27 protein-coding genes are annotated in these 25,160 nt (G+C 62.3%); 5 read left to right on the forward strand and 22 right to left on the reverse strand.

What is annotated here, in order from left to right:
* Positions 1–72 precede the first annotated feature (72 nt).
* The 4 genes from NK8_RS12715 to pilM are packed head-to-tail and all read right to left on the reverse strand — an operon-like array spanning position 73 to position 4,119.
* Entirely contained in the window at positions 73–1,662 is a 1,590-nt protein-coding gene (locus NK8_RS12715) for a type IV pilus secretin PilQ (protein WP_213226558.1), read from the reverse strand.
* Complete coding sequence (gene pilO, locus NK8_RS12720; RefSeq protein WP_213226559.1) at positions 1,572–2,441, reverse strand: type 4a pilus biogenesis protein PilO; 870 nt, start codon at positions 2,439–2,441, stop codon at positions 1,572–1,574. The genes NK8_RS12715 and pilO overlap by 91 nt, the downstream gene beginning before the upstream one ends.
* Complete coding sequence (locus NK8_RS12725) at positions 2,438–3,121, reverse strand: PilN domain-containing protein (protein WP_213226560.1); 684 nt, start codon at positions 3,119–3,121, stop codon at positions 2,438–2,440. Before NK8_RS12725 ends, pilO begins: the two co-directional genes overlap by 4 nt.
* Positions 3,118–4,119, reverse strand: coding sequence for a type IV pilus biogenesis protein PilM (gene pilM, locus NK8_RS12730; protein WP_213226561.1), 1,002 nt, complete (start codon positions 4,117–4,119; stop codon positions 3,118–3,120). Before pilM ends, NK8_RS12725 begins: the two co-directional genes overlap by 4 nt.
* A 250-nt stretch (positions 4,120–4,369) precedes the next feature.
* Between pilM and NK8_RS12735 the strand changes: the two genes are divergently transcribed.
* Entirely contained in the window at positions 4,370–6,778 is a 2,409-nt protein-coding gene (locus NK8_RS12735; RefSeq protein WP_162066459.1) for a penicillin-binding protein 1A, read from the forward strand.
* A 53-nt stretch (positions 6,779–6,831) separates the two neighbouring features.
* Here NK8_RS12735 and cyaY read toward each other — a convergent pair whose 3' ends face one another.
* Positions 6,832–7,149: an iron donor protein CyaY gene (gene cyaY / locus NK8_RS12740; protein WP_213226562.1), complete on the reverse strand. Its 318-nt coding sequence runs from the start codon at positions 7,147–7,149 to the stop codon at positions 6,832–6,834.
* Positions 7,150–7,184: 35 nt separating this feature from the next.
* On the opposite strand from cyaY, the gene NK8_RS12745 reads away from it, so the two are divergent.
* Both NK8_RS12745 and lysA read left to right on the forward strand, forming a co-directional pair.
* Positions 7,185–7,469 carry a lipoprotein gene (locus tag NK8_RS12745; protein ID WP_162066460.1) on the forward strand — a complete coding sequence of 95 codons (285 nt, stop codon included), beginning with the start codon at positions 7,185–7,187 and terminating at the stop codon, positions 7,467–7,469.
* A gap of 42 nt (positions 7,470–7,511) precedes the next feature.
* The gene (gene lysA / locus NK8_RS12750) at positions 7,512–8,774 is read left to right on the forward strand and encodes a diaminopimelate decarboxylase (protein WP_213226563.1); all 1,263 of its coding nucleotides are present in this window, start codon (positions 7,512–7,514) and stop codon (positions 8,772–8,774) included.
* Between the two features lie 46 nt (positions 8,775–8,820).
* Here the strand turns inward: lysA and msrQ are convergent, their stop codons facing one another.
* The 5 genes from msrQ to NK8_RS12775 all read right to left on the reverse strand — a co-directional run bounded on the left by msrQ (position 8,821) and on the right by NK8_RS12775 (position 14,905).
* Entirely contained in the window at positions 8,821–9,474 is a 654-nt protein-coding gene (msrQ, locus tag NK8_RS12755) for a protein-methionine-sulfoxide reductase heme-binding subunit MsrQ (protein ID WP_213226564.1), read from the reverse strand.
* A 3-nt stretch (positions 9,475–9,477) separates the two neighbouring features.
* Positions 9,478–10,467, reverse strand: a complete 990-nt coding sequence (gene msrP / locus NK8_RS12760; RefSeq protein WP_213226565.1) for a protein-methionine-sulfoxide reductase catalytic subunit MsrP — start codon at positions 10,465–10,467, stop codon at positions 9,478–9,480.
* Between the two features lie 148 nt (positions 10,468–10,615).
* Positions 10,616–11,818, reverse strand: a complete 1,203-nt coding sequence (gene ccsB, locus NK8_RS12765) for a c-type cytochrome biogenesis protein CcsB (RefSeq protein ID WP_162066464.1) — start codon at positions 11,816–11,818, stop codon at positions 10,616–10,618.
* 4 nt (positions 11,819–11,822) lie between these two features.
* Positions 11,823–14,054, reverse strand: a complete 2,232-nt coding sequence (locus NK8_RS12770; RefSeq protein ID WP_213226566.1) for a cytochrome c biogenesis protein ResB — start codon at positions 14,052–14,054, stop codon at positions 11,823–11,825.
* 176 nt (positions 14,055–14,230) lie between these two features.
* Positions 14,231–14,905 (reverse strand): cytochrome c, encoded by a 675-nt coding sequence (locus NK8_RS12775; protein WP_213226567.1) that lies wholly within the window; start codon positions 14,903–14,905, stop codon positions 14,231–14,233.
* Between the two features lie 303 nt (positions 14,906–15,208).
* Between NK8_RS12775 and yihA the strand changes: the two genes are divergently transcribed.
* Both yihA and hemB read left to right on the forward strand, forming a co-directional pair.
* Complete coding sequence (gene yihA / locus NK8_RS12780; RefSeq protein WP_213226568.1) at positions 15,209–15,871, forward strand: ribosome biogenesis GTP-binding protein YihA/YsxC; 663 nt, start codon at positions 15,209–15,211, stop codon at positions 15,869–15,871.
* Between the two features lie 257 nt (positions 15,872–16,128).
* The gene (gene hemB / locus NK8_RS12785; protein WP_213226569.1) at positions 16,129–17,127 is read left to right on the forward strand and encodes a porphobilinogen synthase; all 999 of its coding nucleotides are present in this window, start codon (positions 16,129–16,131) and stop codon (positions 17,125–17,127) included.
* A 53-nt stretch (positions 17,128–17,180) separates the two neighbouring features.
* On the opposite strand, the gene dsbD is transcribed toward hemB, so the two are convergent.
* From dsbD to rpmD, 12 genes are all read right to left on the reverse strand, one after another.
* The gene (gene dsbD / locus NK8_RS12790; RefSeq protein ID WP_213226570.1) at positions 17,181–19,013 is read right to left on the reverse strand and encodes a protein-disulfide reductase DsbD; all 1,833 of its coding nucleotides are present in this window, start codon (positions 19,011–19,013) and stop codon (positions 17,181–17,183) included.
* A complete protein-coding gene (gene cutA / locus NK8_RS12795) occupies positions 19,006–19,338 on the reverse strand; it encodes a divalent-cation tolerance protein CutA (RefSeq protein WP_162066470.1) in 333 nt (110 codons plus the stop codon). The genes dsbD and cutA overlap by 8 nt, the downstream gene beginning before the upstream one ends.
* Positions 19,339–19,491: 153 nt before the next feature.
* Positions 19,492–19,887 carry a 50S ribosomal protein L17 gene (rplQ, locus tag NK8_RS12800; RefSeq protein ID WP_162066873.1) on the reverse strand — a complete coding sequence of 132 codons (396 nt, stop codon included), beginning with the start codon at positions 19,885–19,887 and terminating at the stop codon, positions 19,492–19,494.
* A gap of 138 nt (positions 19,888–20,025) precedes the next feature.
* Positions 20,026–21,003 (reverse strand): DNA-directed RNA polymerase subunit alpha, encoded by a 978-nt coding sequence (rpoA, locus tag NK8_RS12805; RefSeq protein ID WP_162066471.1) that lies wholly within the window; start codon positions 21,001–21,003, stop codon positions 20,026–20,028.
* A gap of 134 nt (positions 21,004–21,137) precedes the next feature.
* On the reverse strand, positions 21,138–21,761 hold the full coding sequence (gene rpsD / locus NK8_RS12810; protein WP_061179112.1) for a 30S ribosomal protein S4: 624 nt from the start codon (positions 21,759–21,761) through the stop codon (positions 21,138–21,140).
* A gap of 148 nt (positions 21,762–21,909) precedes the next feature.
* Complete coding sequence (rpsK, locus tag NK8_RS12815) at positions 21,910–22,314, reverse strand: 30S ribosomal protein S11 (protein WP_006052224.1); 405 nt, start codon at positions 22,312–22,314, stop codon at positions 21,910–21,912.
* A gap of 28 nt (positions 22,315–22,342) precedes the next feature.
* Positions 22,343–22,708 (reverse strand): 30S ribosomal protein S13, encoded by a 366-nt coding sequence (rpsM, locus tag NK8_RS12820; protein ID WP_061179113.1) that lies wholly within the window; start codon positions 22,706–22,708, stop codon positions 22,343–22,345.
* A 41-nt stretch (positions 22,709–22,749) separates the two neighbouring features.
* A complete protein-coding gene (gene rpmJ / locus NK8_RS12825; RefSeq protein WP_004199844.1) occupies positions 22,750–22,866 on the reverse strand; it encodes a 50S ribosomal protein L36 in 117 nt (38 codons plus the stop codon).
* Between the two features lie 20 nt (positions 22,867–22,886).
* On the reverse strand, positions 22,887–23,105 hold the full coding sequence (gene infA / locus NK8_RS12830; RefSeq protein ID WP_004521905.1) for a translation initiation factor IF-1: 219 nt from the start codon (positions 23,103–23,105) through the stop codon (positions 22,887–22,889).
* 8 nt (positions 23,106–23,113) lie between these two features.
* Positions 23,114–24,460: a preprotein translocase subunit SecY gene (secY, locus tag NK8_RS12835; RefSeq protein WP_061179114.1), complete on the reverse strand. Its 1,347-nt coding sequence runs from the start codon at positions 24,458–24,460 to the stop codon at positions 23,114–23,116.
* Positions 24,461–24,501: 41 nt separating this feature from the next.
* Positions 24,502–24,936 (reverse strand): 50S ribosomal protein L15, encoded by a 435-nt coding sequence (rplO, locus tag NK8_RS12840; protein WP_035506750.1) that lies wholly within the window; start codon positions 24,934–24,936, stop codon positions 24,502–24,504.
* Between the two features lie 31 nt (positions 24,937–24,967).
* Positions 24,968–25,150, reverse strand: a complete 183-nt coding sequence (gene rpmD / locus NK8_RS12845; protein WP_010106952.1) for a 50S ribosomal protein L30 — start codon at positions 25,148–25,150, stop codon at positions 24,968–24,970.
* Positions 25,151–25,160: the final 10 nt, after the last annotated feature.

Genomic DNA, 25,160 nt, shown 5'->3' on the forward strand with positions numbered 1-25,160 from the left:
GCAATTTGTTCGTGCGGCAGCTTAAGGGCAAACCGCCCGCTTTGTCGAGTCGCGCCGTCCTCCTGGCGCAGCTCAGCCGCTGCTCGCGATCACATGCGGCGTGATCAATATGACCAGTTCGCTTTTTGCGCGTCGCCGCGCCTCATGGCGAAACAGCCAGCCGATCAGCGGCAGTTTCGACAATCCCGGCACGCCGGTGACATCGTCGCGCTCGTCATCGGAATAGATGCCGCCGATCGCCACGGTCCCGCCGTTCTCCACTTCCACGCGCGTCTGGACGTGCTTCGTGTGGATGGCCGGACCGTTCGCCGTCTGCTCGCCCAGGCTGTCCTTCGTGATGTCGAGATCGAGAATGACATGGCCATGCGGCGTAATCTGCGGCTCGACCTCCAGTTTGAGCGTTGCACGCCGAAACTGCACGCCCGACATGCCATTGCCGACTTTCGCCTGATATGGCACTTCCATGCCCTGCTCGACGATGGATTTCACCCGGTCCGCCGTCACGACACGCGGACGCGACACGATCTGCCCACGCCCTTCCGCCTCCAGCGCGCTCAGTTCGAGATTGAGCAGGCGTGTCGCCTGGGCGACGAAGAGCGTGAGTCCGGCGGTCGCCGCGTCGAAGCCGTTGATCGGCCCTGCCGACAGATCGTATACCACACCCTCTTTGCCGCCCGCGAACCCGGTTGACGGATCGTTCTGCGGCGCGACGCTCAGTTTGACGCCCAGATTGCGGGACAACCCCGCCTCGCCCTCGACGATCTTCGCCTCGATCATCACCTGCGGCGTCGGTTTGTCGATCAGTGCGATCAGCTCCGCCATCTGCTGGACGCGTGCGTCGAGGTCGGTGACGAAAAGCAGATTGGTGCGCGCGTCGGCGATGGCGGAGCCGCGTTTCGACAGCACCCGCTGACCGCCCGCGCCGGTCAGCATCTTGCGGAGTTCGTCCGCGCGCGAATAGCGCAGCACGAACGTACGGCTCGCGAGCGGTTCGAGATCGGCGGTGCGCGCATGTGCCTCGAAACGCAGCTTCTCGCGCGCGGCGAGCTCGGCGAGCGGCGCGACCCAGATCACGGTGCCGTGCTGTTCCATCGCGAGGCCGTGGACTTCGAGCAGCGTGTCGAACGCGCGCCGCCACGGCACGGCGACGAGATTCATCGTCACCTGCCCGCGCACCTTCTCGCTCGCGACGATATTCAGGCCCGTGAAGCGCGCGAACGCATGAAGTGCGGCGCTCAGGTCGGCGTTTTTTAGATCGAGGGTGATCGGTTTGCCGTCGTCGTTGCCGCGCGACGCGCCGCTCAGCCGTTCGAGTGCAGGCAACGGCACCGGTGGTCCTTCCAGTGCCTCGGCTGATTCGACTGCGGGCTTGGCGTCCACGAGTGGAGCGGGCGAAGGAGGCGCGGCGTCGATGGCGAGCTGTTCCGTCGGCTGAATATCGAACGATGCCGGCAGCGGAGGCAGCGGCGCGATGATCGTGTCCGCGCTCTCGGCGGCGAGCGCCGCGTGCGCGAATATCAGCGCCGCCGCGCCCGCACCAGCGAATCCGCGTAAAAGCTGCGCGATGCGTTTCACTTGCGATCCTCCGCGAGCGTCAGCTTGCGCGACATGCCGTCGTTGCGAGCGAGTTCGACAGCGCGAGGGAGGACGCGCCCGAGCCATTCGTCGCCGATTTTCTGTCCCGGCGCGAAGCCATCGACGTCGTGGCCACTTTGCAGCAGCGCCATCGCGCGATGGCGACCGACGAAGGTTCCGACCAGTAGCATGTCGCCACCCTGCGCGGCGGCGTCCGCACCGCCGAACGGATCGACGATGAACGCGTCCGCACGTGGCGCGGCGGCGTGCGACACCGCCGGCAGCGTTTCGAAGATGCGCAGCGTCGCTTCGATGGCAAGCTCGCCCGTCTGTCGCCTGATCTGAACGTTTTCGGGGACGACGAGCCGCGGCAGTCCGGCGAGCGCTTCCAGAAAGCGTCGCATCTCTGCGAACGTGCCGTCCGCACGCAGCTTCAGCGCGCGCTCCGGAATCGGTTCGCGTGCTTTCGGATCGCCGCTCCTGAGCGCGACGGGCTCGATGCCCGCGACGCGCAGCCCGTTCTGCGCCGCCACATCCGCGACGGCGCGCAACGCGTCGGAGGCGCTCCAGACTGCCGGCTCCATCCGGCCCGACGCCGCTCGCGCGCGAAGATCGGGCAATTCCGCCGCGATGCGCTCCGCGTCCCGTGCCTTCGCTTGCGCAGCCGCCCATGCCGCGCGGCTTGCATCGAGCTGGCTCGCGTCCGACATTTGCCAGGCCCGCAGGCCCGTGATGAATACAAGCATGCCCAGAATGAGGCCGACACACGCGGTTCGAGGCCACGACCATTCATCGAGCGGCTGCAAGACGGACGGCATGCCGCGCGAATGCCGTTTGGCAGGCAGGTTCATCGGAATCGTGCTCATGGGCGTTTCCCCTGCGCTGAAGGACGGGTGGCCGTCAAGATGGGACGCATCTGACGCGATGCGGCTTCGTCGCGCGCATGATCCGGCGCGTAGCGCACGAGCGCGACGAACTCGAAATGCGCGGACCGTTCGCCGACGATTGCAGGTGCAACGCGCTTGCCCGGCGTCGCAGTATCCGCGCGCCGCTTCATCTCGATCACTTCGACCGATTGCACGCCGCGCAGCCCCTCCAGCCGCTTGAGCCATTGCGCGGCCGCCTGCGAATCCGGCGCGAGCGCGGCAAGCTCGACCTCGTTCGTGCGCTGCGACACGCGCTGGAGCGCGATGCCTCGTTGCGGCGGCGTGTCCGCGAGCGCTTCGAGCAGCGCGAGAAAGCGCTCGCGCGGCAAAGCCAGTGGCTGCGCGGCGTCACGCGCGCGCCGCCTCTCCGCTTCGGCGCGAATGAGCCGGGCGTGTTCGTCGACATGCGCGCCCGATGCGCGCAGCGACGTCTCCAGCGCCATGCGCCGCTCGTCCAGGCGGAGGCGCTCGAACGCGTCCCAGCCGGCCACGGCGCCGACGGCGGCACACCCTGCCAGACTGATCGCGCCGATCAACGCGAGCCGCTGACGCCGCAACTCACGGCGCTTGCGCGCGCGATACGGAAGCAGATTGAATCCATCGAGCATGACGGCGTTCATTGCATCACCTCGCGCAACGCAAGCCCGAACGCGGTCGCGAATCGCGGCGAATGTTTGTTCGCAGCGAGAATCCCGGATGCCCCATTGCAGTAAGGCGCGGCCTCGAACGGCAGAGCTGGGCAGCCAAAGCTCTTGCCCAGCATCGGAAGCGGCAGACACGCGTGCGCCATCAGCTCGATCTGGCCGCCCACGTAAATGCAATCGAGCGGCGCCGCCTCGTCCGCAAGATCATGCAGCGCGTCGGCGATACTCCGATGCTCCGGCGCGGGATAACGGATCTCGTTTTCGACGCCCCGCGCACCGACCAGCCAGCCGTGCAGGCCCGTACTCTCCAGCCAGCAAACGAGATAGCGCGCATCGGCGTCCAGCTCGACCGAGCCGGCATGCCGCATCGCGCGCAACGCGGCAGCCGGTTCTCCGTCGATGGCCGATAGCGCGATGCCCGCTTCCGCCGCCGTTTCGACGCGCGCTTCGACGTGACGCCGCGCCGTCGCCGCGATCGCGACCTGCGCCTCGCCGTCCTCGCGCGCCTGCACGGACCAGTCCACCGCCAGCGCGCCGCGTTCGATGCCGGTCGCGCGTTCGGCTTGGGCGAGCACCGCCGGTTCGAGCATGCCGCGCGGATCGCCACCGATGGAGGCCGTGAGCTGCTCATGGTCTTCCATCAGCCGCGCGAGCGGAATCTGGGTCGTGAGCGTCGCCGCAGCGGGCAAGCCCATCGCGCAGCGCAGCGCCCGCCACGCGCCGCTTTCCGGCAAGCGGCCGAACGCCTCGCGCAAAGCCGCGACGATGGCCGCACGATCGACGAAATCGCCGGCGATGACCGCCCCCGACGGCAGCGCCACCGCCTCCAGATGTTCGACACACACTGCTGCGTTCGCCCGCAATCGTCTGCTGACGATCGCGAGCCGCACCGCGTCCTCGCCCACGTCGATGCCTGCGGCATAGCGGCGCGTGACCGTCAGCATCGTGCCGCGCAGCGCGTTTTCCTTACTCATGAGCCACTCCTTCCATTCACCCGCGCACCGAACCATTCGGGCGCCTGACGTGGAAGAATTGTCGCGAGCGGCATCGGCGGCGAACACTCGGCCGAATGGCCAACGCTCGCGATAGAAAGATGATTCCCGGCACGATCGCGCGTATCTTGAAGACAGCGGCAAGCGCACGTGACCGGCGCGCGCCGAAAGGCTTCAGAAAAGTCCTAAACCCTCGGCAGCTATAATCGCGTGTCTGTTTTTGGTGGTGCTAATGCAATCCTCTTCCCCGAACAACCCGCCTTCCACGCCGCCCGAGGGGCAAAAGAAAGCCAAGCGTCCCTGGTGGTCGCGGCTTCTGCTTGGATTTTTCGTCAGCGTATTTGCGCTCGTGGTTTGTGCGGGTCTCGTGCTCGGCTACGCGCTCGTCGTCGCGATGCCGAACCTGCCTTCGCTCGAAGCGCTCACCGACTACAAGCCGAAGGTGCCGCTGCGCATCTATACGGCGGATCACTTGCTCATCGGTGAATTCGGCGAGGAACGCCGCAGCGTCGTGCGGATTCAGGACGTGCCGGATCATCTAAAGAAAGCCGTGCTCGCGATCGAAGACGCGCGCTTTTACGATCACGGCGGCGTCGATCTGACCGGCATCCTGCGTGCGGGCTCGGTCGCGCTGACCAACGGTCACGCGTCGCAAGGCGCGAGCACGATCACGATGCAGGTGGCGCGCAACTTCTTCCTCTCGAGCGAGAAGACCTACACGCGCAAGATCTACGAGATGTTGCTCGCGTACAAGATCGAGCGCGCGTTGACGAAGGATCAGATTCTCGAGGTGTATATGAATCAGATCTATCTCGGGCAGCGCGCGTATGGATTCGCGAGCGCGGCGCGCGTGTACTTCGGCAAGGATCTGAAGGACATCTCGCTCGCCGAGGCGGCGATGCTCGCGGGTTTGCCGAAGGCACCATCCGCGTATAACCCGGTCGTGAATCCGAAGCGCGCGAAGGTGCGGCAGGAGTACATCCTGCAGCGCATGCGCGAGCTGAATTTCATCACGCAGGATCAGTATGAGCAGGCGGTGAAGCAGGCGCTCGTCGTGAAGGGCCAGGGCCGCGAGTTCAGCGTGCACGCCGAGTACGTCGCGGAAATGGTGCGTCAGATGATGTACGCGCAGTATCGCGAGGAAGCGTACACGCGCGGCCTCAATGTCGTGACGACGATCGACTCCGCCGACCAGGACGCCGCGTATCGCGCGGTGCGCAAGGGTCTGATGGACTACGAGCATCGGCACGGGTATCGCGGGCCGGAAGGCTATATCGATCTGCCGTCGAATGCGGATGACCGCGAGCAGGCCATCGACGACGCGCTCGCCGAGCATCCCGACAACGGCGAGATCGTCGCGGCCGTGGTGACGTCGGCGAATCCGAAGGAAGTGAAGGCGAGCTTCATCGACGGCAACACGGCGACCATCACCGGCAACGATCTGCGCTTCGTGCAGTTCGCGCTGAGTTCGCGCGCGCAGCCGAACGCGCGCATTCGTCCGGGCGCGATCGTGCGTCTCATGAAGAGCGACGACGGCGACTGGGTCATCACGCAGCTGCCGCAAGTCGAAGGCGCGCTGGTGTCGATGGTGCCCCAGGACGGCGCGATCCGCGCGCTCGTCGGCGGCTTCGACTTCAACAAGAACAAGTTCAACCACGTGACGCAGGCGTGGCGGCAGCCGGGATCGAGCTTCAAGCCGTTCATCTACTCGGCATCGCTGGAGAAGGGCCTGTCGCCCGCGACGATCATCAACGACGGCCCGCTGTTCTTCAGCGCCGCCGAAACAGGCGGGCAAGCGTGGGAGCCGAAGAACTACGGCGGCGGCTTCGATGGCCCGATGACCATGCGCTCGGCGTTGCAGCGCTCGAAGAACATGGTGTCGATCCGCATCCTGAGTCATATCGGCACGAAGTACGCGCAGCAGTACATCACGCGCTTCGGTTTCGATGCGGACCGTCATCCCGCCTATCTGCCGATGGCGCTCGGCGCGGGTCTCGTCACGCCGCTGCAAATGGCGGCGGGCTACGCGGTGTTCGCGAACGGCGGTTATCGCGTGAATCCGTATCTGATCGCCGATATCACCGATCCGTACGGCCGCGTCGTGTCGCATCCGCAACCGCTCGTCGCGCAACAGAGCGCGCCGCTCGCGATCACGCCGCGCAACGCGTTCGTGATGAACAGCCTGTTGCAGAGCGTCGCGCAGCACGGCACGGGTTCGAAGACGAATCAGTTGAAGCGCGGCGACCTCGCCGGCAAGACGGGCACGACGAACGATTCGCGCGACGCGTGGTTCGCCGGCTATCAGCGCACGCTCGTGGCGATCGCGTGGATCGGCTATGACAATCCGCGCAGCCTCGGCGACAAGGAAACCGGCGGCGGCCTCGCGCTGCCCGTGTGGATGGACTACATGGGCCGCGCGCTCAAGGGCGTGCCCGAGTACAAGCCGATGATGCCGCCGGATATCACCCCGCTCGGCAGCGAGCTGTACTACGACGACATGACGCCGGGCCACGGCTTCGTCGCGACGATCGGCGTGAGTCAGGCGCCGCCGCAGGACGGAGTATCGGGCGTGACCGCGCCCACGCCAGAAGTCGGCGAGCAGGAAAAGCAGGACATCATGAATCTGTTCAAGGGCCAGTAAGCGCGCCCTTGCAAGGTACGAAGCGAGCGGGTCGAACGATCCGCTCGCTTTTTTTACGCCTTGAAGCGGATCGGCTCGCCCGCCTGTTCGCTCGAATACTTGCTCAACGTCGCGAAGAATTCGCTGCTGTCGCGCGTGTCGCGCCAGGCGCCGTCGACGTATTTGTAGTGAAAACCGCCTGCCTTCGCCGCGAGCCAGATCTCATGCTTCGGCGGCTGCAGATTCACGATCACTTTAGTGCGATTCTCGAATTCCAGCGTGAGGACATTGCCGCTTCGCTCGAATTCGATATCGGCCTCGGCTTGGTCCACCGAGCGCTCGATGGCGGTCAGCGCGGCCTCCGCCAGCGTCAGGTATTCCTGGTCTGTCATGCTAAACTCCATCGATTAAACGTATAGGGACGGTCATGCGAGTCGTTTTCAGGATGAGCGCGATTGTAGCGGCTTTGAGCATCAGCGCCGCGGCAACACTCTCGCTCGGTGGTTGTGGGCAACGTGGTCCGCTTTATCTTCCGAAGGCGCCCCCGCTTCCGCAACGTCCCAACGATCTCCAGAATACGCCGCCTTCGAACGTGACTCAGGGCAGCGTTCCGGACACCTCGGGCCAGCCGCTGTCGCTTTCGCCCGAGACAGACCTGAAGTCCGCTCCCAACGCGGCATCGGCGCCGAAAGCCGCGTCGTCCGCTTACTGATCTTCGAGCCTTCGCCTTCGTGGCGCATTTCCGATTACACGCATGAGTGATTCCGCATTTCATTACGTCGACGGCGTGTTGCACGCCGAAGGCGTCTCAGCCGCGTCGCTCGCGGAGCAGTTCGGCACGCCCCTCTATGTCTATTCGCGCGATGCGTTGACGCGCGCCTATCACGCCTACGCCGATGCCTGCGCGGGCCGCCGCGCGACCGTGCACGTCGCAGTGAAGGCGAACAGCAATCTCGCGGTGCTCAACGTGTTCGCGCGCATGGGCGCGGGCTTCGACATCGTGTCGTCGGGCGAGCTTGCGCGCGTGCTCGCGGCGGGCGGCAAGGCGGAGAACACGGTTTTTTCGGGCGTCGGAAAATCGGCGGCGGAGATGCGCGAGGCGCTCGAAGCGGGCGTGAAGTGCTTCAACGTCGAATCGATTCCCGAGCTGCACGCGTTGAACGAAGTGGCGAAGTCGCTCGGCAAGAAGGCGCCGGTTTCGCTGCGCGTGAATCCGGATGTCGATGCGAAAACGCATCCGTACATTTCCACCGGCCTCAAGTCGAACAAGTTCGGTGTCGCGTTCAACGACGCGCGCGCGACCTACGCGCAAGCGCAGGCGATGCCGAATCTCGATGTCATCGGCATCGATTGCCATATCGGCTCGCAGATCACGGAAGTCAGCCCGTATCTCGATGCCGTCGACAAGCTGCTCGAACTCGTCGAGCAGATCGAAGCGGACGGCATGAGCATTCGTCACGTGGATGTGGGCGGTGGTCTCGGCATCACCTATGACGACGAAACGCCGCCTGATATCGGCGAGTTCGTGAAGACGGTGCTCGATCACATCGAGAAGCGCGGCCACGGCGAGCGCGAAGTGTATTTCGAGCCGGGACGTTCGCTCGTCGGCAACGCTGGCGTGCTGCTCACGCGCGTCGAGTTTCTGAAGCCGGGCGAGGAAAAGAACTTCGCCATCGTCGATGCCGCGATGAACGATCTCGCGCGTCCCGCGATGTACGAGGCGTTTCATCGCATCGTGCCGGTCGTGAAGCGCGACGCACAGGCGCACAAGTACGACGTCGTGGGCCCGGTGTGTGAAAGCGGCGACTGGCTCGGACGCGATCGCGAACTGGCCATCGAACCGGGCGACCTGCTCGCGATCTGTTCCGCGGGCGCATATGGTTTCGTGATGAGCTCGAACTACAACACGCGTCCGCGCGCCGCCGAAATCATGGTCGATGGCGAACGCGCGCGTCTCGTGCGCGAGCGCGAGGAAGTGAAGCAGTTGTTCGCCGGGGAATCGATTCTGCCGGACTGAAGCTCACACGCTTCAACGAAAAAGCGATGCCGAGGCATCGCTTTTTTTATGCGCGCCGCCGTGTCACGCGCGTGCGAAGCCACGCGATCACACGCCAGCCGAGCAGCACGATCACGATCGAGCCGTAGATCTTCGGCAGTTCGAAATCGTGCTTGCCCGCCTTCATCCACCAGAAATGCAGGATCGCGAGCGCGGCGATCAGATAGATCACGCGATGCAAGGTCTGCCAGCGGCGGCCGAGCTTCCTTACCATCGCTTTCGGCGACGTGACCGCGAGCGGAATCAGCAGCACGAACGCCGCAAAACCGACCGTGATGAACGGCCGCTTGCCGATGTCCTTCACCATCTCGGCGACATCGAACCATTTATCGAACCAGATGTACGTCGTGAAGTGCAACACGGCGAAGAAGAACGCGTACAAGCCTGTCATCCGGCGAAAGCGCGCGAGCGCCGCGACGCCGGTCATGCGGCGCACCGGCGTAATCGCGAGCGTGATGCACAGATACACCAGCGTCCAGAGACCGGTCGAGCGCGTGATGAATTCGATCGGATTGGCGCCAAGGCCGTTCGTCACTCCGAGCACGACCAGACGCGCAAGCGGATACAGCATCGCGATGAACACGGCCACCTTGACGGGCGCCACGCGGCTCGGTGTCCGCGCCGTCGCGGCGGACCGCTTGAGTTCGGAAGCAGTCGGCATCGCTCAGAAGTTCTTTTTGAGATCCATGCCCTGATACAGCGACGCGACCTGATCGCCATAGCCGTTGAACATGAGCGTCTTGCGCTTCGGCGTAAAGAATCCGTCCTCGCCGATGCGCCGCTCCGTCGCCTGACTCCAGCGCGGATGATCGACGCCCGGGTTCACGTTCGAATAGAAGCCGTATTCGTTTGGCGCGTACAGATTCCAGCTCGTCGGCGGCTGTTTTTCGACAAAGCGGATCTTCACAAGTGATTTCGCACTCTTGAAGCCGTACTTCCACGGCACGACGACGCGCACCGGCGCGCCGTTCTGGTTCGGCAGCACTTCGCCGTACAGACCGACGGTGAGAAGCGTGAGCGGGTTCATCGCCTCGTCCATGCGCAGGCCTTCCGAATAGGGCCATTCGAGGATCGGCGTCGAGAGGCCGGGCATCTGCGAGGGATCGGCGAGGGTGATGAACTGCACGTACTTCGCGCTGCTGGTCGGCTCCGCGCGCTTGATGAGTTCGGACAGCGACACGCCGATCCACGGAATCACCATCGACCAGCCTTCGACGCAGCGCAGCCGGTAGACGCGCTCTTCGAGCGGCGCGAGCTTCAGGATGTCGTCGATGTCGTAGACCTTCGGATTCTTGATCGCGCCTTCCACCGACACCTTCCACGGCCGCGCACGCAATGTGCCAGCGTGTTCGACGGGATCGCCCTTGTCGGTGCCGAACTCGTAGAAGTTGTTGTAGGAGGTGATGTCCTTGAACGGCGTCGCCTTGTCGAGCGCGACGAACTTCGGATTCGTTTTCGCCGCGAGCTTCTGGCCTTTGGCATCGGGCGAAGTCAGCGTCGCGAAGGCGTTGCCGGTCACGCCGGCCAGGCCCGTCGCGGCAAATGCGCCGATCGATCGCAGCGCGCGCCGACGGTTCTCGAACACCTCGCGCGGCGTGATTTCATGACCCGCGATGTCATCGCCGTAAAGACGACGATCTCTTTTGATCCACATTTTCGTTCCTTCCATTGCGACGCAGGACACGTCGCCGCTCAATGCTCATACGGGGAAAACAGCAGTCTGGATGACAGTATTCCACCGCCAGACGAAAAAAAACCGCCAGCGTGACGCATGGCGGTTTTTTCTGATCCGATGCAGCCGATCAGAGCTTGCCGTAGCTATGCAAACCCGACAGGAACATGTTGACGCCGAGAAATGCGAAGGTCGTCACGATCAGGCCCGTCAGCGCCCACCACGCCGCCGCCGCGCCGCGCAGGCCCTTCATCAGGCGCATATGCAGCCACGCCGCATAGTTCAGCCAGACGATCAGCGCCCACGTCTCCTTCGGATCCCAGCTCCAGTAGCCGCCCCACGCTTCCGCGGCCCACAGCGCGCCGAGAATCGTCGCGATGGTGAAGAACGCGAAGCCGACCGCGATCGACTTGTACATCACGTCGTCGAGGACTTCGAGCGAGGGCAGGCGGTCCGCCATGAAGCCGCGCTGTTTGGCGAGATACGCGACGGAAACCATCGCCGAGAGCGCGAAGCTGCCGTAGCCGATGAAGTTCGCCGGAACGTGGATCTTCATCCACCAGCTTTGCAGCGCGGGCACGAGCGGCTGGATCTGCTGCGCGTCGCGGGCGATCGAGTACCACATCAGGAAGCCGACCGCCGCGCTGATCACGAGCAGCACGAACGCGCCCATCTGCCGCGTGGCGTAGTGCTGTTCGTAGTAGAGGTAGAACAGCGCCGTGATCAGACAGAACAGCACGAACACTTCATACAGATTCGAGATCGGAATATGGCCGACGTCCGCGCCGATCATGTACGACTCGTACCAGCGCACCATCAGGCCGGTGAAGCCCATCAGCACCGCGACCCACGTCATGCGCGAGCCGATCGCGCCGCCGGTCTGCGAACGCGTCACGAGGCCGATCCAGTAGAAGAGCGTCGCGAGGATGAAGAGCGCGCTCATCCAGAGGATCGCGGACTGGCTCGACAGGAAGTATTTGAGGAAGAAATTGGTCTCGGCGCGCGCGAGATCGTGCTGGTAGAGCTGAATCGAAAACAGCGCCAGCACGGCGATCATCGCGATCAGCAGACGCACCGGTTTCCAGCGCCAGCCGAGCACGACGAACGTGGGCACCGCGCCGATCAGCACGGCAGTGTCGTACACGTCCATGTACGCGTGATAGCGGTTGAGCGCGAAACCCGCGCCGGCGACCATCGCGAGCGCGAACAGCCAGTCGATGACGCTGAGCCTGCGCAGGAACGGACGATCGTCGAACACGGCGACGTCGGGAAGGCCCGATGCCGGACGTTCCGTCTTGGCGGAGGCGTGAGAGGAAGTCTGTGTGAGGTCCATGATCTTACCGTGTTGAAACTTCCGAGCTCGATGTCTCGGATTGCGAGTGCTGGGCCGCGCCGGGTGCGGGGGACGGATCGGCCGGATCGATTGGCTTCGCGCCGAGCGCCGCCGCGATCTGCGCGCGTGTGCGGACGAACTCCTTCTCGAAATCGAACGTCCGGCGCGCCGTGGACATCGCCATCAGCACGCTCGCGCCGCCTTGCCCCGTATCCTTGAGCCAGAACCAGAGCCGGCGTTCGCGCACGTAGAACATCGAGAAAATGCCGACCACCAGCAGAAGGCTGCCAAGATACACCAGATTTTTACCTGGCGCGCGCGTCAACTGGAATACCGAAGCTTGCACCTGCTTGAAGTTGTCCAGTTGCAGGAAGACCGGCGCGCCGTACAGGAAACTGTCGGACAGCGCGTTGATGGACGACTGCACGAACGCGGAGCTCTTCTCATCCACTTTAGCGCTCGGAAGGCCGTTTTGCTCTCGGGAAATCTGCCATACGTCCCACATCGCGCCTTCGAGCATACGCATCAGCAGGCCGGCGGCCTTTTCCTGCTCGCCCTTCGGCACTGAGCGGTCGATGAACGTCGCGATGCTCTGGAAACCGCCAATCATCTGCGGATTGGTCGTCGCCTTGCCCGTTTCGTCGGCGCCGGCAAACAGATTCAGCACGCGAATCGCGCTCTCTTCCAGATGCTTCTGCAATTCGCCGTTTTCCTGCGGAACCGAACGCAACGCGAAGCGATGCGCGGCTTCGGTGCGCGTCGCGGGCGTGGCGAGCGCCGCGCGCAGGTTCATCCACTGCTTCACGGCGCCATTTTCGTCGGCGGGAATGCGCAGATAGCGGAACGGATCGTTCGGGCTCACGCGCATGCCCGCGAGGAACATGCGCTGGCCGCTGACATCGATCGGCAGCATGTAATTGCTGTACTCGCGCGCCTGGCCGTCCGTGCCGCGCACCTTGTACTGCACCGACGGACCGATATTGCGCAGATCCGTCGGCTTCGAGGTTTTCGCGCCGGAGCCGAGGCGCTCGTCGAAGGCATCGCGCAGCGTTTCCTTCTTGCCGACGCCGCGCGCGTCGGGCGCGCCGCTGCCGTCCGTCATGTTCTCAACGTTGATCGCGCGGAAATCCGTGAATTCGACCGTCTCGCCCTGCGCGCCCGTGAACTGCGTGCCGATGGGCGCCGTGCCGCCGATCGTCCCGCTGAACGGCGCGGCCTTCGCGCTGCCGCCGGTCATCGGCCAGGCCGTCATTTCGAGCCTCGAGCCGCCGTCCTGAAAGCTCGACTGATAGATCGAGATGCCGTCGTAGGTGAACGGCTTGTTGACTTCGACGCGCGCCGGAATGCGCTTGCCCGTTTTGTGATCGATCACGACGATGTCGCTCGCGAAGAGCTTCGGCATGCCGGTCGAGTAGTAATCGACGATGAACTTGTTCAGCTCGATGGAAAACGGCAGATCCTGGATGATCGATCCGTCCTGCTGGTTCAGAATCGCCGTGCCGACATACTGGCCCTCGGGCACCCACGCGTAGCCGCGAAACGTCGGGTTCGAGGTCGAAAGGCGATGCTCGGGCGGAATGTCGTTGATGACGGCGTTGCTGCTGATCGGCGTCTTGTTGAACATCCACATCTGCAGTTTGATGGGCAGATTGCTGTCCAGCAGCCCGCCGAGACAGATCACGACGATCGCGACGTGCGCCGAGATGTAGCCGATCTTGGTCATCGCGCCGCGCTTGGCGGTGATGAGCGTCGCGCCGTTGTCGGTCTCGCGCGTCTTGAAGCGGTAGCCCATTTTTGTGGCAAGGCGCTCGAGCGTCGCCGCGGTCTGCGCGCGGTTCGTCGACACCGCGAATTCGCCCTTGTGATGGAACGCGCGCAGGCCGCCTTCATGCACGCGATCTTTCCAGCTCTTGATGTCCGCGACCATCTTCGGGCTGTTGCGGATCACGCACAACGACACCGAGATCACGAGAAAGATGAGGATCAGCATGAACCACCATGCGCTGTACACGGTGTAGATGCTCAGGCCTCGGAAGATATCCGCCCAGAACGGGCCGAACTGATTGACGTAGTTGGGGTACGGATCGTCCTGCGTGAGCACCGTGCCGATGATGCTCGCGATCGCCAGAATGACCAGCAACGCGATGGCAAAGCGCATCGAACTGACGAGTTCGACAAAATGCCTGAGGGCGCGGCGGCCCGACTTCGACTGCAGACCCGATGTGGTGACGCTCATTCAAACTCCGACTGGACAGCAAAAAAGGGTGGAGACGCTGGCGGTCTCATCGACCGACGTCCCACCCTTTTCTTGTTTTCGCGCCGGTCTTCTCGGATCTTCCCGGGACCGGCTTCGTAGTATGGGCGTTTCCCGCTTGCATCGCCGGGAAGCGCTGGACGCTCACTGCTGCGCGTTTAATGCAAACCGGCGATGTAGTCCGCAACCGCCTTCATCTCCGCTTCATTCAGGCGCGAGGAAATCTGGTGCATCGGCTCACTGTTGTTGCGTTGCCCCGATGCGAAGGCGTTCAACTGCGCCACCGTGTAATCGCCCCATTGCCACGAGAGCCGCGGATACTGCACCGGAATGCCCATGCCTGTCGCACCGTGGCACGCGGCGCACGCCGGCACGCCCTTGTCCGCGATGCCGCCGCGGTAGATCTTCTGGCCCAGCGCGACGTCATTCTTGTCGCGCGCATAGTTGGGCTTGGCCTTCTGCGACGCGAAGTACGCCGCGACGTTCAACATGTCCTGATCCGACAGCGCGCCCGCGATGCCCGCCATGATCGGATTGTTGCGCAACGGCGCCTTGGCACCCGGCTGCGTCTTGTAATCTTTCAACTGCTTGACGATGTATTCGGCGTGCTGGCCCGCGATCCTCGGAAACGCCGCGCCGGCGCTGTTGCCGTCCGCCGCGTGACATGCCGCGCACACCTGGGTCGCGATGGCCTGCCCTCTCGCCACATCCGGCTTCGCCGGTTGCGCGGGCTCCGCCGCGTTCACTGACATCGATACCGCTAGTCCACTCAATCCTGCACCGAAAGCCGCCGCTGCCCGAATCACCACCAGAGACCTGTACAGTCGGTTCATTCGCGTACCCTGTTTTTCGTCTTGTGAGAATGTGAGGTTCTGCAAAAAACGACGGCGACCGATCATCGCCGCAAGATACCCGAACGCGCTGGACGAAGAGGCTCAAAAAGTGCCCCAAAAGCTGTCTCGCTCCTCTGTGGGTGCCGCCTGCGGCCTGGGTCTTGCGTGCCCGTGCTGATCTTTAAAAATCCGTCGTATTGTACAATAACCCGCTACACGCAAAGACGCCAGTCGGGGCATGCCCAGTATTTGCCGGGTTCTCAAGGCTTGAAGTTTTCGCAGCTCTTTCGATTGGGCCCGCCAATGTCATTTCTGCTTCACCAATCCCGCTTCTTCACGACCGTCAATCACCTGCGCGATCTGCCGCCCACGCCGCAGCCCGAAATCGCGTTCGCGGGACGTTCGAACGCGGGCAAATCGACCGCGATCAACATCCTGTGCAACCAGAAGCGGCTCGCGTTCGCCAGCAAGACGCCGGGCCGCACGCAGCACATCAACTACTTCTCGGTAGGGCCTGAAGCGGCGCCTGTCGCCTATCTCGTCGATCTCCCCGGCTATGGCTACGCCGAAGTGCCCGGCGCCGCGAAAGAGCATTGGCAGCGGCTGCTTTCCACCTATCTGCAGAGTCGCGCGCAGCTGTGCGGCATGATCCTGATGATGGATTCGCGCCGCCCGCTCACCGAACTCGATCGCATTATGATCGACTGGTTTGCGCCCACCGGAAAGCCGATCCACGCGCTGCTCACCAAATGCGACAAATTGACGCGACAGGAGATGACCAACGCCCTGCGCGCGACGAAAAAATCCTTCGCGGAATACAAGGAAGCGGGCTATCGCGGCGAACTCACCGCGCAGCTTTTCTCCGCCCTCAAGCGCACGGGTCTCGATGAAGCGCATGAATTAATCGAAAGCTGGCTGATACCTGAAGAAGCGGGCGAGAACGCGGCGGAAGACGCGAAAGAGTGAGCCCGCGCGCAACACACGCAGCCATAAAAAAACCCGCCGCATGACGGCGGGTTAACAGCCTAATCGAATATCGACAGGCACCCGCTCAGGGAGGAGAAGCGGGGAGTCCGGCGGCAAGCGCCTCGCTCGATCGGTATGATATACCATTGTCTCAAAACGGTTTCAGACGCGGCCAAGTGCTTGTTCGGCAAGGATTTACGCGCTTTGGAAGCCGTTTTCGACGTCCTCCGGAAGACCACTCCAATTCGAGTCAAGACATGAGCTTCTACCCTCACCATCGGCCGCGCCGCATGCGCCGCGATGACTTCTCGCGCCGTCTCATGCGCGAAAACATCCTCACCACGAACGACCTCATTTACCCGGTTTTCATCGTCGAAGGCGCGAACGTGCGCCAGGCCGTGCCGTCGATGCCCGGTGTCGAGCGCACGTCCGTCGATCTGCTGATGAAGGTCGCCGAGCAATGCGTGGAACTGGGCGTGCCGGTGCTGTCGCTGTTTCCGGCGATCGAACCGGCGCTCAAGACGCCCGATGGCCGCGAGGCAACCAATCCCGAAGGCCTGATCCCGCGCGCCGTGCGCGAGCTGAAAAAGAACTTCCCGATGCTCGGTGTGCTAACGGATGTCGCGCTCGATCCGTACACGAGCCACGGCCAGGACGGCGTGCTCGACGAAGAAGGTTACGTGAAGAACGACGAAACGAGCGAGATTCTCGTCGAACAGGCGCGCACGCAGGCTGAGGCGGGCGTGGATATCGTCGCGCCATCGGACATGATGGACGGCCGCATCGGCGCGATTCGCGAGATGCTCGAAAGCGAAAGCCACATCCACACGCGCATCATGGCGTACGCGGCGAAATACGCGTCGGCGTTCTACGGTCCGTTCCGCGACGCAGTCGGTTCGGCTGCGAATCTCGGCAAGAGCAACAAGATGACGTATCAGATGGACCCGGCCAATTCCGACGAAGCCATGCGCGAAGTACGCATGGACATCGAGGAAGGCGCCGACATGGTGATGGTCAAGCCAGGCATGCCGTATCTCGACATCGTGCGCCGCGTGAAGGACGAATTCCGCTTCCCGACTTACGCGTATCAGGTGAGCGGCGAGTACGCGATGATCAAGGCCGCCGCGCAGAACGGCTGGATCGATCACGACAAGGTGATGATGGAAGCGTTGCTCGCGTTCAAGCGCGCGGGCGCGGACGGCGTGCTGACGTACTTCGCGCTGGATGCCGCGCGGATTCTGCGGGCGTCGAAGTAAGGTTTCTGGCTCGCGACACGAAAAGGGCGATGCTTGATGCATCGCCCTTTTTCTCATCCGTTCGAAGGTCCGACCTTGTCGAGGCTCTTCAGGAACCTGTCCGCCGATTCATAACCGACGACGCGTGCAACTTCATTGCCCGCTGCATCGAAGAAGATGATGCCCGGCGGACCGAACAGTTTGAAGCGCTTGAGAAGCGCCTGATCGTCGGCATTGTTGGCGGTCACGTCCGCGCGGAGAAGATTCAGTTGCGCGAGACGCGCCTGCACGCGGGCGTCGGAGAACGTCAGCTTCTCCATTTCCTTGCAGGAGACGCACCAGTCGGCGTAGAAGTCGAGCATCGCGGGACGCGCGGCGGCCTTCACAGCCGAATCCAGTTCCGCCGATGAACGCACGGGCGCGAACGTCGGTGCCGATGCTTGCGGACTCGCCGAAGCGGACGATTCGCCTCGGGATGCGAGCAAGGCGAGCGGACGCAGCGGATCCGTCGAACCCGCGGCCAATCCGACGAGCAACGTCGCTGCCCAGATCGCGAACGCCGCGCCGAGCCCGCGTCCGAGTCGCGTCCAGATGCCGATCGGTTGCGCCGCGCCTGACGAGAACAATCCAAGCGATGCCGCCGCGATCAGCAGCCACAGCGCCGCTAACAACATCTGCGCGACGCCGCCTATAACCGGCCACACGATCCACAGCGCGGCTGCGAGCAGCACGACGCCGAAGAACACTTTGACGCCGTCCATCCACGCGCCTGCACGAGGCAGGATCGAGCCCGCGCCCAACCCGATGATCAGGAGCGGCACGCCGAGCCCGACGCCCATTGCGAACAGTGCCGCGCCACCGAGCACTGCATTCCCGGTATGCGCGATGAACGCGAGCACCGCGAACAGCGGCGCGGTCATGCACGCACCGACGACAAGTGCAGAGAGCGCGCCCATTGCGGCAACCGCCGCAAACTTGCCGCCGCTGCGTTTCTGCGACGCCTCGTTCACACCGCTTTGCCAGCGCTCGGGCAATGCGATGTCGACGCCTGAAATCAGCGCAACCGCAAATGCCGCAAGCAGCACGCCGAACGCGCCGAGCACCCACGGATTCTGAAGCCACGCGCCGAGGCTTTGTCCGATCAGCGCGGCGGCGATACCGAGCACGGTATAAACGAGCGCCATGCCGATCACGTACGAGACCGACAACGCGAATCCGCGCGAACGCGTCACGCGCGCGCCTTCCCCGACGATGATCGCGGACAGGATCGGGATCATCGGATACGAGCACGGCAACAGGCTCAGGACCATGCCAGCGAGAAAATACAGTCCGACGACGGCGAAGAATCCGCCGCCTTCGAGCATCGATTGCGCGTAATCCGCGCTCGTCGCGCGCTCGAACCACGAATTGGCGGGTTCTTTCGGAGAAACAGACGGCGCTGCGCCCGCCGGTTGCAGAGCATCGCCTTTGACGCGGTAGGTCTTCTCCATCGGCGGATAACAGATGCCCTGATCCGCGCATCCTTGCGATGTGACCGCGAGTTCGAATGGACCTTTCGCCTGCGTCACGGGAATGTGGATGAGCAACACACCGCGGTAGGTCTCGACATCCTTGTTGAATGTCTGGTCGAAGTGCACTTTGCCCGCCGGCAGTTGCGCAGCGCCGATGGTGGCATCGCCACTCTTCACGGCAAACGCAAAGCGCTCGCGGTACATGTAGTAGCCGTCCGCGATCTTGTAGCGCACAACCACTTCGCCGGGATTTTCAGATGCGCTGAATTTGAACGCGACGTCGGGATCGAGGAAATCGTCGGCTGCGCGCGCGGCGCCCGACAACAGCGCAAACGCCGCCAGGAACAGAAACACGCCGAAGAAACGACGCGCGAGAAGACGAGAAAACTCAAACATGAATAGGACGCTGCGTTTCTGCGTTGACCCACTGACCGTAGCCCGGCGAGGCATCCACCTGCCAGACGAGGATCTCGGGCGTTTCATACGGATGCCGAGTCTCGACGAAGCGCTGCAACTCCTCGCTACGCGCAACACTCGTCTTGAACAGCAACTGCACTTCCTGCGACGACTCCAGCGCGCCGTTCCAGTGATACCGCGACGACACCGCGCCGACGTTCGTCACGCACGCGGCAAGACGCGCTTCGAGCGCCGCTTGCGCGAGCGCATCAGCTGCGGCGGCGTCGGGCAGCGTGGAGAGCATCAAAACGACGGGGACGTTCACTCGGGAAACTCCGGAAGGCGCGAGAGGCCAATTGCATATCGTAGCATCGGCGGCCGTCACGCATCTTTACAGGCAGGCGCGCTGAAAAGCCGCAGGCCAATACAAAAAGGCCAAGCTGAGCTTGGCCTTTCTGCTAACGACTCGAATCGGAATTTATTCCGCTTCTTGCACTTCTTCCGTCTCTTCGACTTCCGGGCGATCCATCAACTGGATCAGCGCCATCGGTGCGTTGTCGCCGACGCGGAAACCGAACTTCAGGATGCTCAGATAGCCACCCGGACGGTTCGCGTAGCGCGGGCCGAGGACGTCGAACAGCTTCGCGACGGAATCACGATCGCGCAGGCGGTTGAACGCCAGACGACGGTTTGCGAGCGACGGCTTCTTGCCCAGCGTGATGAGGGGCTCGACGACCTTGCGCAGTTCCTTGGCCTTCGGCAACGTCGTCTTGATGACTTCGTGCTCGATCAGCGAATTCGACATATTGCGGAGCATTGCCAGACGGTGGCTGCTCGTGCGGTTCAGTTTCCGCAAACCATGCTTATGACGCATTTTCAGTTCCTTAAACGAGTTTTGATCCAGCTCTTCTATTGCGCCCTAGTTCGGGTGCACGGGCCGGTCAGAAAAAGCAAGACGCGGATTTTAAAGGAAAATCCGCGTCTTTGCCAGTAACGCGATCGATCTTCGCTATTACTTGTCGAGACCAGCCGGCGGCCAGTTTTCGAGCTTCATACCGAGCGTCAGACCACGCGATGCCAACACTTCCTTGATTTCATTCAGCGACTTGCGGCCCAGATTCGGCGTCTTCAACAGCTCGTTTTCCGTGCGCTGGATCAGATCGCCGATGTAGTAGATGTTCTCAGCCTTCAGGCAGTTCGCGGAACGAACCGTGAGTTCGAGGTCATCCACCGGACGCAGCAGGATCGGATCGATCTGCGGCGCGCGCGACGGCGCTTCCGCTGCCGCTTCCGTGCCTTCGAGCGCTGCGAACACCGACAGCTGATCGACCAGAATGCGAGCCGACTGGCGAATCGCTTCCTCCGGCGAGATCACGCCGTTGGTTTCGATGTTCATCACGAGCTTGTCGAGGTCGGTACGCTGTTCGACACGCGCGCTTTCCACTGCGTAGCTCACGCGGCGAACCGGCGAGAACGACGCGTCCAGCACGATCCGGCCAATGATCTTGGCCGAGTCTTCGCCATAACGACGCACGTTGCCCGGCACATAGCCGCGGCCCTTTTCGATCTTGATCTGAACGTCGAGCTTGCCGCCCTTCGACAGGTGCGCGACCACGTGACCGGGATTGATGACCTCGCAGTCATGCGCGAGTTCGATATCGCCAGCCGTGACAACACCTTCGCCTTCCTTGCGCAGCGTCACCGTGACTTCATCGCGGTTGTGCAGCTTGAAGACGACGCCCTTCAGGTTCAACAACAGGTTGACCACATCCTCTTGCACACCATCGAGCGTCGAGTATTCGTGCACGACGCCCGCGATCGTCACTTCGGTCGGCGCGTAGCCGATCATCGACGACAGCAGCACGCGCCGAAGCGCGTTACCCAAGGTGTGGCCATAGCCGCGTTCGAACGGCTCCATAACCACTTTCGCGTGGTTTTCACCAAGCGATTCAACTGCAATGATCTTGGGCTTCAACAAACTGGTTTGCATAGGTTTTCCTTTTCAATACCCTCGGCTCGTTACACCGATAAGGCTGACCGGTGACAACCTGAAAATAAACAGCCGAGGCCACCCTTTGCCACGAGCAATCAGGCTCCCCGGCTGTCCATCCATTACCGCCGCGATTAACGCGAATACAGTTCGACGATCAGGCTTTCGTTGATGTCGCCGGCGATGTCGCTACGCTCGGGCATCGACTTGAACGTGCCTTCGAACTTCTTCTCGTCGACCGACACCCAGCTCGGCATGCCGCCTTGCTGAGCCAGCGAGAGAGCTTCGACGATACGAGCCTGCTTGCGCGACTGCTCGCGCACGGACACGACATCACCCGACTTCACTTGCAGCGACGGGATGTTCGCGACCTGGCCGTTCACCATGATCGACTTGTGGCTCACGAGCTGACGCGCTTCTGCACGCGTCGAGCCGAAGCCCATGCGGTACACGACGTTGTCGAGACGCGACTCAAGCAGCTGCAGCAGGTTCTCGCCCGTCGGGCCCTTGCGGCGGTCGGCTTCAGCGAAGTAGCGGCGGAACTGACGCTCCAGCACACCGTAGATACGCTTCACTTTCTGCTTTTCGCGCAACTGGGTACCGTAGTCGGACGTACGCGCGCCCGAGATGCGGCCATGTTGGCCGGGCTTGCTGTCGAGCTTGCACTTGTCAGCGAGCGAGCGGCGTGCGCTCTTCAGGAACAGATCAGTGCCTTCACGGCGGGACAGCTTGGCTTTGGGACCGGTATAGCGTGCCACTTTGCATCCTTAAATATTGATCACGCAAACTCTCGTCTGCGCTAGTCCGAACCCTTTGGGCCGAACGGTGGGCTTAGTAAAACTTCACAACGCACGAAACCCGCCGATACTCGCGCATCGACAGGAAACATGCGGTTGCGTCGACGTATTAGATACGACGGCGCTTCGGCGGACGGCAGCCATTGTGCGGGACCGGCGTCACGTCGGAGATCGCGGTGATCTTGATGCCAAGACCATGCAGCGCGCGCACCGCCGATTCACGGCCAGGACCGGGGCCCTTGATCCGCACTTCGAGGTTCTTCACGCCGTACTCCATTGCCACGCGGCCAGCCGATTCGGCTGCGACCTGAGCTGCGAAGGGCGTCGACTTACGCGAACCCTTGAAGCCCTGACCGCCCGAGGTCGCCCATGCCAGCGCGTTACCTTGACGGTCGGTGATCGTGATAATGGTGTTGTTGAACGACGCGTGAACGTGAACCACGCCCTCGGCGACGTTCTTCTTGACCTTCTTGCGAACGCGTTGCGCCGCGGAGTTGTTCGAAGCCTTAGCCATTACGTTTTCCTGTAACTGTCAGTTCCGCTTACTTCTTCAGCGATTGCGCTGCACGACGCGGACCCTTGCGCGTACGGGCATTGGTGCGCGTACGTTGGCCACGCAGGGGCAGACCCTTGCGATGGCGCATGCCACGGTAGCAACCCAAGTCCATCAGGCGCTTGATGTTCATCGTCACTTCACGGCGCAGGTCGCCTTCGACGATGAACTTGCCTACTTCGTCACGCAGCTTTTCGAGGTCTGCGTCGGTAAGGTCCTTGACCTTCTTCGAAAATTCCACACCAGCTGCCGAGCAAATGCCGCGGGAACGCGTGCGACCGATGCCGAAGATTGCCGTCAGGCCGATCTCGGTATGCTGGTGATTCGGGATGTTAACCCCTGCGATACGAGCCATTGTTTTTCCTCAAACAAAAAGCGCAAGCAAAAGCGCGGCGTTCAGCCTTGACGCTGTTTGTGGCGCGGATCAGAGCTGCAAATCACGCGCACAACGCCCTTGCGCTTGATGATCTTGCAATTGCGGCAAATGCGCTTAACCGATGCCATCACTTTCATGATATTACCCTTTTTTCAAATCACTTCGCCCGGAACACGATCCGTGCACGAGACAGATCGTAAGGCGTCAATTCAACCGTAACCTTGTCGCCCGGAAGGATGCGGATGTAGTGCATCCGCATCTTTCCGGAAATATGCCCCAGGACGACATGGCCATTTTCCAATTTCACCCGGAAAGTAGCGTTGGGGAGGTTTTCGATGACCTCACCCTGCATCTGGATAACATCGTCTTTGGCCATAGTCCTAATTAACGCATCGGGACGTTGCTACCCTTGAAGTTGGCCTTCTTGAGCAGCGATTCATATTGTTGCGACATAACGTACGACTGCACCTGAGCCATGAAGTCCATCGTGACGACGACAATGATCAGCAGCGACGTTCCACCAAAATAAAACGGCACGTTCCAGCGCAACACCAGAAACTCAGGCAGCAGGCACACGAATACGATGTAGATCGCACCAGCCAGCGTCAGACGCGTCAGGATGCGGTCGATATATCGTGCAGTCTGATCGCCCGGACGGATACCCGGAACGAAAGCACCGCTTTTCTTCAAGTTGTCGGCGGTTTCCCGGCTGTTGAACACCAATGCGGTGTAGAAGAAGCAGAAGAAAACGATCGCCAACGCATACAGCAGCACGTACACAGGTTGACCAGGCTTGATTGCCTCGGCCACGTTGTGCAACGCGTTTGCGAACCAGTTGGTACGCGTACCCGAACTGAACCAGTTCAGGATGGTTGCCGGGAAGAGAATGATCGACGACGCAAAGATCGGCGGAATCACACCCGACATGTTCAACTTCAGCGGCAGATGGGACGACTGTCCGCCGTAAATCTTGTTACCGACCTGGCGCTTCGCGTAGTTCACGAGGATCTTGCGCTGTCCGCGTTCGATGAACACGACCAGATACGTGACCGCCGCGATCAGCACGACGATGATGATCGCCGAGATGATGCTCATCGAACCGGTGCGAACCAGCTCGAACAGACCACCGATTGCGTTCGGGAAACCCGCCGCGATACCACCGAAGATGATGATCGAGATGCCGTTGCCGAGACCACGCTCCGTGATCTGCTCACCGAGCCACATCAGGAACATCGTGCCCGTCACCAGCGTGACGACCGTCGTCAGCCGGAACACCATGCCGGGGTCCAGAACCAGAGCCGGCTGATTTTCCAGCGCAACCGCGATACCGAACGCCTGGAAGGTTGCCAGAACCACCGTGAAGATACGCGTGTACTGCGTGATCTTACGTTGTCCCGCCTGCCCTTCCTTTTTCAACGCTTCCATCTGCGGCGACACGATCGACAGCAACTGCATGATGATCGACGCCGAAATGTAGGGCATGATGCCCAGCGCAAAGATCGTGAACCGTGACAGCGCGCCACCCGAGAACATGTTGAACATGCCAAGGATGCCGCCCGACTGGCTTTGGAACAGCTTGGCCAGTTGATCCGGATCGATGCCGGGTACCGGAATATGCGCACCAATGCGGTAGACGATCAGCGCCAGCAGCAGAAACACTGCACGCCGGCGCAGATCGCCGAATTTCGCCGCGCTTCGACCGGTTTTTGCGAGACTCGGGCTGTTAGCCAAGTACCTTCTCCGATGCTAGTGCTAGTAACGGCGAAAGCGCGTTACTCGGCGAACGAGCCGCCAGCGGCTTCGATTGCCTCACGGGCGCCCTTCGTTGCCGTCAGACCCTTCACCGTGACCTTGCGCGTAATCTCGCCGGTCTTGATGATCTTTGCGCTCTTGATGAGCTCGCCGACCAGACCCGCTTGCTTCAGCGCCAACAGATCGATTTCGTCGACCGGCAGCTTTTCCAGATCGGACAGGCGCACTTCACCGACGAATTCCTTCGTCAGCGAGGTGAAGCCACGCTTCGGCAGACGGCGCTGCAGAGGCATCTGACCGCCTTCGAAGCCGACCTTGTGAAAGCCGCCCGAACGCGATTTCTGACCCTTGTGGCCGCGACCTGCGGTCTTGCCGAGGCCCGAACCGATGCCACGACCGACGCGACGCTTAGCGTGCTTCGCGCCTTCCGCCGGCTTCAGGTTATTCAATTCCATGTTCAACTCCTTGGATCCTAGGGTCAGCCGCTTAGCCGATGACCTTAACCAGGTACGAGACCTTGTTGATCATCCCGCGCACTGCCGGCGTGTCCTGCAACTCGGAGACCGAGTTGAGGCGACGCAGGCCGAGGCCACGCACCGTTGCACGGTGCGTTTCGCGGGTCCCGATCAGGCTCTTCACGAGCTGAACCTTGACAGTTTTTTCAGACATGGTGACCACC

Source organism: Caballeronia sp. NK8, from assembly GCF_018408855.1.
Classification (GTDB): Bacteria; Pseudomonadota; Gammaproteobacteria; order Burkholderiales; family Burkholderiaceae; genus Caballeronia.

Excerpts from the sequence above, each read along its gene's own strand:
- rpoA (WP_162066471.1), bottom strand. The coding sequence starts at position 21,003 with ATGCAAACCAGTTTGTTGAAGCCCAAGATCATTGCAGTTGAATCGCTT.
- lysA (WP_213226563.1), top strand. The coding sequence starts at position 7,512 with ATGAGTGATTCCGCATTTCATTACGTCGACGGCGTGTTGCACGCCGAA.
- NK8_RS12775 (WP_213226567.1), bottom strand. The coding sequence starts at position 14,905 with ATGAACCGACTGTACAGGTCTCTGGTGGTGATTCGGGCAGCGGCGGCT.
- infA (WP_004521905.1), bottom strand. The coding sequence starts at position 23,105 with ATGGCCAAAGACGATGTTATCCAGATGCAGGGTGAGGTCATCGAAAAC.
- hemB (WP_213226569.1), top strand. The coding sequence starts at position 16,129 with ATGAGCTTCTACCCTCACCATCGGCCGCGCCGCATGCGCCGCGATGAC.
- msrP (WP_213226565.1), bottom strand. The coding sequence starts at position 10,467 with ATGTGGATCAAAAGAGATCGTCGTCTTTACGGCGATGACATCGCGGGT.
- rpmD (WP_010106952.1), bottom strand. The coding sequence starts at position 25,150 with ATGTCTGAAAAAACTGTCAAGGTTCAGCTCGTGAAGAGCCTGATCGGG.
- ccsB (WP_162066464.1), bottom strand. The coding sequence starts at position 11,818 with ATGGACCTCACACAGACTTCCTCTCACGCCTCCGCCAAGACGGAACGT.
- rplQ (WP_162066873.1), bottom strand. The coding sequence starts at position 19,887 with ATGCGTCATAAGCATGGTTTGCGGAAACTGAACCGCACGAGCAGCCAC.
- pilM (WP_213226561.1), bottom strand. The coding sequence starts at position 4,119 with ATGAGTAAGGAAAACGCGCTGCGCGGCACGATGCTGACGGTCACGCGC.
- msrQ (WP_213226564.1), bottom strand. The coding sequence starts at position 9,474 with ATGCCGACTGCTTCCGAACTCAAGCGGTCCGCCGCGACGGCGCGGACA.
- rpsK (WP_006052224.1), bottom strand. The coding sequence starts at position 22,314 with ATGGCTAAGGCTTCGAACAACTCCGCGGCGCAACGCGTTCGCAAGAAG.
- rpmJ (WP_004199844.1), bottom strand. The coding sequence starts at position 22,866 with ATGAAAGTGATGGCATCGGTTAAGCGCATTTGCCGCAATTGCAAGATC.
- NK8_RS12770 (WP_213226566.1), bottom strand. The coding sequence starts at position 14,054 with ATGAGCGTCACCACATCGGGTCTGCAGTCGAAGTCGGGCCGCCGCGCC.
- NK8_RS12715 (WP_213226558.1), bottom strand. The coding sequence starts at position 1,662 with ATGGCTCGGGCGCGTCCTCCCTCGCGCTGTCGAACTCGCTCGCAACGA.
- NK8_RS12725 (WP_213226560.1), bottom strand. The coding sequence starts at position 3,121 with ATGAACGCCGTCATGCTCGATGGATTCAATCTGCTTCCGTATCGCGCG.
- rplO (WP_035506750.1), bottom strand. The coding sequence starts at position 24,936 with ATGGAATTGAATAACCTGAAGCCGGCGGAAGGCGCGAAGCACGCTAAG.
- NK8_RS12745 (WP_162066460.1), top strand. The coding sequence starts at position 7,185 with ATGCGAGTCGTTTTCAGGATGAGCGCGATTGTAGCGGCTTTGAGCATC.
- dsbD (WP_213226570.1), bottom strand. The coding sequence starts at position 19,013 with ATGTTTGAGTTTTCTCGTCTTCTCGCGCGTCGTTTCTTCGGCGTGTTT.
- pilO (WP_213226559.1), bottom strand. The coding sequence starts at position 2,441 with ATGAGCACGATTCCGATGAACCTGCCTGCCAAACGGCATTCGCGCGGC.
- yihA (WP_213226568.1), top strand. The coding sequence starts at position 15,209 with ATGTCATTTCTGCTTCACCAATCCCGCTTCTTCACGACCGTCAATCAC.
- rpsM (WP_061179113.1), bottom strand. The coding sequence starts at position 22,708 with ATGGCTCGTATCGCAGGGGTTAACATCCCGAATCACCAGCATACCGAG.
- cyaY (WP_213226562.1), bottom strand. The coding sequence starts at position 7,149 with ATGACAGACCAGGAATACCTGACGCTGGCGGAGGCCGCGCTGACCGCC.
- NK8_RS12735 (WP_162066459.1), top strand. The coding sequence starts at position 4,370 with ATGCAATCCTCTTCCCCGAACAACCCGCCTTCCACGCCGCCCGAGGGG.